The organism is Candidatus Thiopontia autotrophica, assembly GCF_982804495.1.
The window spans coordinates 121,823-125,659 of the sequence record NZ_CEYDPX010000001.1 but is presented as its reverse complement, the minus strand read 5'-3'; the positions used below and the strand labels follow the sequence as shown (position 1 = coordinate 125,659).

The 3,837-nt window shown below is 47.7% G+C and carries 4 protein-coding genes and 1 tRNA gene; all 5 read right to left on the bottom strand.

Features of this window, described 5'->3' with window-relative positions; translation table 11 throughout:
* Positions 1-168 precede the first annotated feature (168 nt).
* Positions 169-245 (bottom strand) — tRNA-Met (locus AC3ZFK_RS00725).
* 48 nt (positions 246-293) lie between these two features.
* Entirely contained in the window at positions 294-1,385 is a 1,092-nt protein-coding gene (ychF, locus tag AC3ZFK_RS00720; protein ID WP_487505859.1) for a redox-regulated ATPase YchF, read from the bottom strand.
* 27 nt (positions 1,386-1,412) lie between these two features.
* On the bottom strand, positions 1,413-1,997 hold the full coding sequence (gene pth / locus AC3ZFK_RS00715) for an aminoacyl-tRNA hydrolase (RefSeq protein WP_487505858.1): 585 nt from the start codon (positions 1,995-1,997) through the stop codon (positions 1,413-1,415).
* Between the two features lie 17 nt (positions 1,998-2,014).
* Positions 2,015-2,692: a 50S ribosomal protein L25/general stress protein Ctc gene (locus tag AC3ZFK_RS00710; protein WP_487505857.1), complete on the bottom strand. Its 678-nt coding sequence runs from the start codon at positions 2,690-2,692 to the stop codon at positions 2,015-2,017.
* A 70-nt stretch (positions 2,693-2,762) separates the two neighbouring features.
* A complete protein-coding gene (locus tag AC3ZFK_RS00705) occupies positions 2,763-3,728 on the bottom strand; it encodes a ribose-phosphate diphosphokinase (RefSeq protein ID WP_487505856.1) in 966 nt (321 codons plus the stop codon).
* Positions 3,729-3,837 lie beyond the last annotated feature (109 nt).

Genomic DNA, 3,837 nt, shown 5'->3' with positions numbered 1-3,837 from the left:
TCAATGCAACCAACCATGATTCTGTGGATTGTATGGTAGCCATGGGTAGACTTGATCAGCTATGCTGAGGCGGCTCTGCCGCCCACTACCGTAATCGGCTCTAGCCGATTTGGTCGGTAGTTTTAGACAACAAAATCAATGCAACCAACCATGATTCTGTGGATTGTATGGTAGCCATGGGTAGACTTGAACTACCGACCTCAGCATTATGAGTGCTGCGCTCTAACCAGCTGAGCTACATGGCCATAAAAGAGGGCGCATTATATAGAAACGCCGCCTCTTCGACAACAGTTTCAGACATTGAAACGGAAGTGGATCACATCCCCATCCTGCACAATGTACTCTTTCCCCTCCAGGCGAAGACGACCGGCCTCCTTGGCACCCTGCTCTCCGTTATGAGTGATGAAGTCATCGTATGCTGTAACTTCTGCACGAATAAATCCACGCTCAAAATCGGTATGTATCTTCCCTGCCGCCTGTGGTGCAGTGGAGTTTTTCTCGTAGGTCCAGGCTCGCACCTCTTTTACCCCGGCAGTGAAGTATGTCTCCAGACCCAGCAGTTGGTATCCGGCACGAATAACACGATTCAGTCCTGGCTCATCCAGCCCCATCTCCTGCAGGAATTCGGCCCTCTCTTCATCATCAAGCTCTGATAACTCAGCCTCAATTGAGGCACATACAGGAACTATCTCAGCACCTTCACTCTCTGCAATTTCACGCACCTTATCAAGGTATGGATTGTTCTCAAATCCATCTTCTGCAACATTGGCGATATACATAGTTGGTTTGATAGTTAACAGATGAAGTTCATGGAGGCCATCCAGATCATCTTCATTCAACTGCATGGAGCGTACCGGATCTCCACCGTCCAGATGGTCTCTAACGCTATCCAGAAACTCTTTTCTTGCGAGCGCATCCTTGTTTCCTGAACGGGCAGTTTTTTCAACCCGGGCAATTGCCTTTTCAACAGTCTCAAGATCTGCCAGCGCCAACTCTGTATTGATTATCTCAATATCATTTGCTGGATCAATCGTTCCTGATACGTGGATGACATTTTCATCCTGAAAGCAACGCACAACATGGCCAATAGCATCTGTCTCACGAATATTTGCAAGAAATTTATTACCCAGACCCTCTCCTTTTGATGCTCCAGCCACCAGACCAGCAATATCTACAAACTCCATGGTGGTGGGGATTACCTTCTCCGGATTTACGATACTCTCGAGCGCATCAAGTCGTGCATCAGGCATTGGAACCATTCCCACATTTGGATCTATGGTACAGAATGGATAGTTTTCGGCATCAATACCGGATTGGGTCAGCGCATTAAAGAGGGTCGATTTGCCCACATTTGGCAGACCGACTATTCCACATTTGAATCCCATAATTTTATACCTGTTGACTCTTGTCTGTTATACCTTGCCACGACCATGCAGCCTGTTCATGGCCTTTGCCATTTCACCACCGACAATTTTATCCAGCATCAGTTCTGTATCGTCCAGGGCATCATCAATCATCTGTCGTGACAACTTACCTGGATTGCCCAATACATAATCCGTTACTGGACCGGGGTGGTCAGGTCTCCCTATTCCAACTCTAAGGCGGATAAACTCTTTCCCCATATGGGCAATAATATCCCGCAGACCATTATGGCCGGCATGGCCACCGCCTTGCTTTATGCGCAACTGCCCCGGAGGTAGATCGAGCTCATCATGTGCAACCAGCACTGACTCTACCGGAATTTTATAGTACCCAGCCAGAGCAGAGACTGCTTGCCCGCTCCGATTCATGAAAGTTGTCGGCTTTAATAACCATATCTGCTTACCATCAATGGCAATCCTGGCAACCTCGCCATGAAGTTTGGTATCCATCCCAAACTTGACGCCATGTCTCTCTGCAATCAGATCCAGAAACCAAAACCCGGCATTATGCCGGGTTGGTTCATACTTTGATCCGGGATTACCGAGGCCAACAATTAGAGAGATATTCTCACTCATGGCCAGCTCTTAGAGAGTTACTCCTCTCCAGAATCCTCAGAATCTGCTTCGTCAGCACCTTCAGCATCTTCACCTTCGGCGCCTGCCTCAGCAACAACTTCATCATCTTCCTTAACTGCACGAACCTTTTGAACAGTTGCAATTGCCTGGTCATGGTCATCGCCACGAGCAAGTGCGGTAATGGTTACACCCTCTGGCAGAACAAGTTGTGAAAGCTGAACAGAATCACCAACCTCAAGGCCGGTTAGATCAACCTCAATAAACTCAGGCAGGTTAGAAGCAAGACAGCTGATCTCTACATCGGTCATCAGTCGGCTAAGTATTCCACCATCCTTGATTCCTGGTGCAGCTTCCTCATTTATAAAGTGGAGAGGAACATTCATTTTCATCTCACTCTTGCTACTGACTCGCATAAAGTCAGCATGAAGAATCTTTGCCTTGGCTGGATGACGCTGGAGATCCTTAAGTACTACGTCCTCTTTATTGCCATCAACCTCTATAGAGAGAATATGGCTATAGAAGGCCTCATTTTCCAGGTTATGCATCAGATCATCGTGAACCATCATAATTGATGCAGGCTCTTTGTTATCCCCGTAAATTACTGCGGGAACCTGGCCAGAATGGCGCAGACGACGTGTTGCCGCTTTACCAAGATCACCACGCGGTGCTGCACTCATTTCAAAACTACTACTCATCTTTCTATCTCCAAAACGGCGGCTTGTTCAATATTGGCCACCAATAATACAAAACAACAAATTTACCTATCTAATCCATATAGAGCGAACTAACAGATTCTCCTGTATGCATTCTGCGGATTGTCTCTGCCAACAACTCTGCTACCGAGATCTGGCGAATCCTTGAGCATTCAGACGCTCCGTTACTCAGCGGAATGGTATCTGTTACTACCAGCTCATCCAGTTCGGAGTTGGTGATATTCTCAACCGCAGGACCGGAAAGTACTGCATGGGTAGAGTATGCATTTACCCTTGCCGCACCATGCTCTTTAAGGGCCTTGGCCGCCTTGCAGAGGGTTCCTGCTGTATCAACCATATCATCAACCAAAACACATGATTTTCCTTCAACATCACCGATGATATTCATCACCTTGGCGACATTTGCAGCAGGACGACGTTTATCAATAATTGCAAGATCAAGGCCGCCCAACAGCTTGGCAATTGCACGCGCACGCACAACACCGCCAACATCCGGAGAGACCACAATCAAATTGGGGTACTCATGCCTCCAGATATCTCCCATCAACAGGGGAGATGCATAAATGTTATCTACCGGAATTCCAAAAAACCCCTGGATCTGATCTGCATGCAGATCAATTGTTAAAACGTGGTTCACTCCAGAACGGCTGATCATATCTGCAACCAGGCGCGCTGTAATAGGTACCCGTGCTGAACGCGGACGACGATCCTGGCGTGCATACCCAAAATATGGAATCACAGCTGTAACTCTCTTTGCCGAGGAACGACGCAATGCATCGACCATCACCAACAGCTCCATCAGGTTGTCATTGGTTGGAGCACATGTTGACTGAAGCACATAAACCTCACGTCCACGAACATTTTCCCGGATCTCGGCCATCACCTCACCATCGCTGAAACGTTCGACTGTTGCCTGCCCCAGCTTTAGGCTCAAATTACGTGCGACAGCGCTGGCCAACTCCGGATTGGAGTTACCAGAAAAGAGCATTATCTGATCTTCTGTCGGTGCTGCGCTCATCGTCTCTTAACCTATCCTAAAATCTTTATTACATCACTTAATTCTAATTCAATCTGGTTCGGGTGCATGGATTACCGCTCCACTTCGTTGCGCGTTCCGAAACATCCTA

Excerpts from the sequence above, each read along its gene's own strand:
- AC3ZFK_RS00710 (WP_487505857.1), bottom strand. The coding sequence starts at position 2,692 with ATGAGTAGTAGTTTTGAAATGAGTGCAGCACCGCGTGGTGATCTTGGT.
- ychF (WP_487505859.1), bottom strand. The coding sequence starts at position 1,385 with ATGGGATTCAAATGTGGAATAGTCGGTCTGCCAAATGTGGGCAAATCG.
- pth (WP_487505858.1), bottom strand. The coding sequence starts at position 1,997 with ATGAGTGAGAATATCTCTCTAATTGTTGGCCTCGGTAATCCCGGATCA.
- AC3ZFK_RS00705 (WP_487505856.1), bottom strand. The coding sequence starts at position 3,728 with ATGAGCGCAGCACCGACAGAAGATCAGATAATGCTCTTTTCTGGTAAC.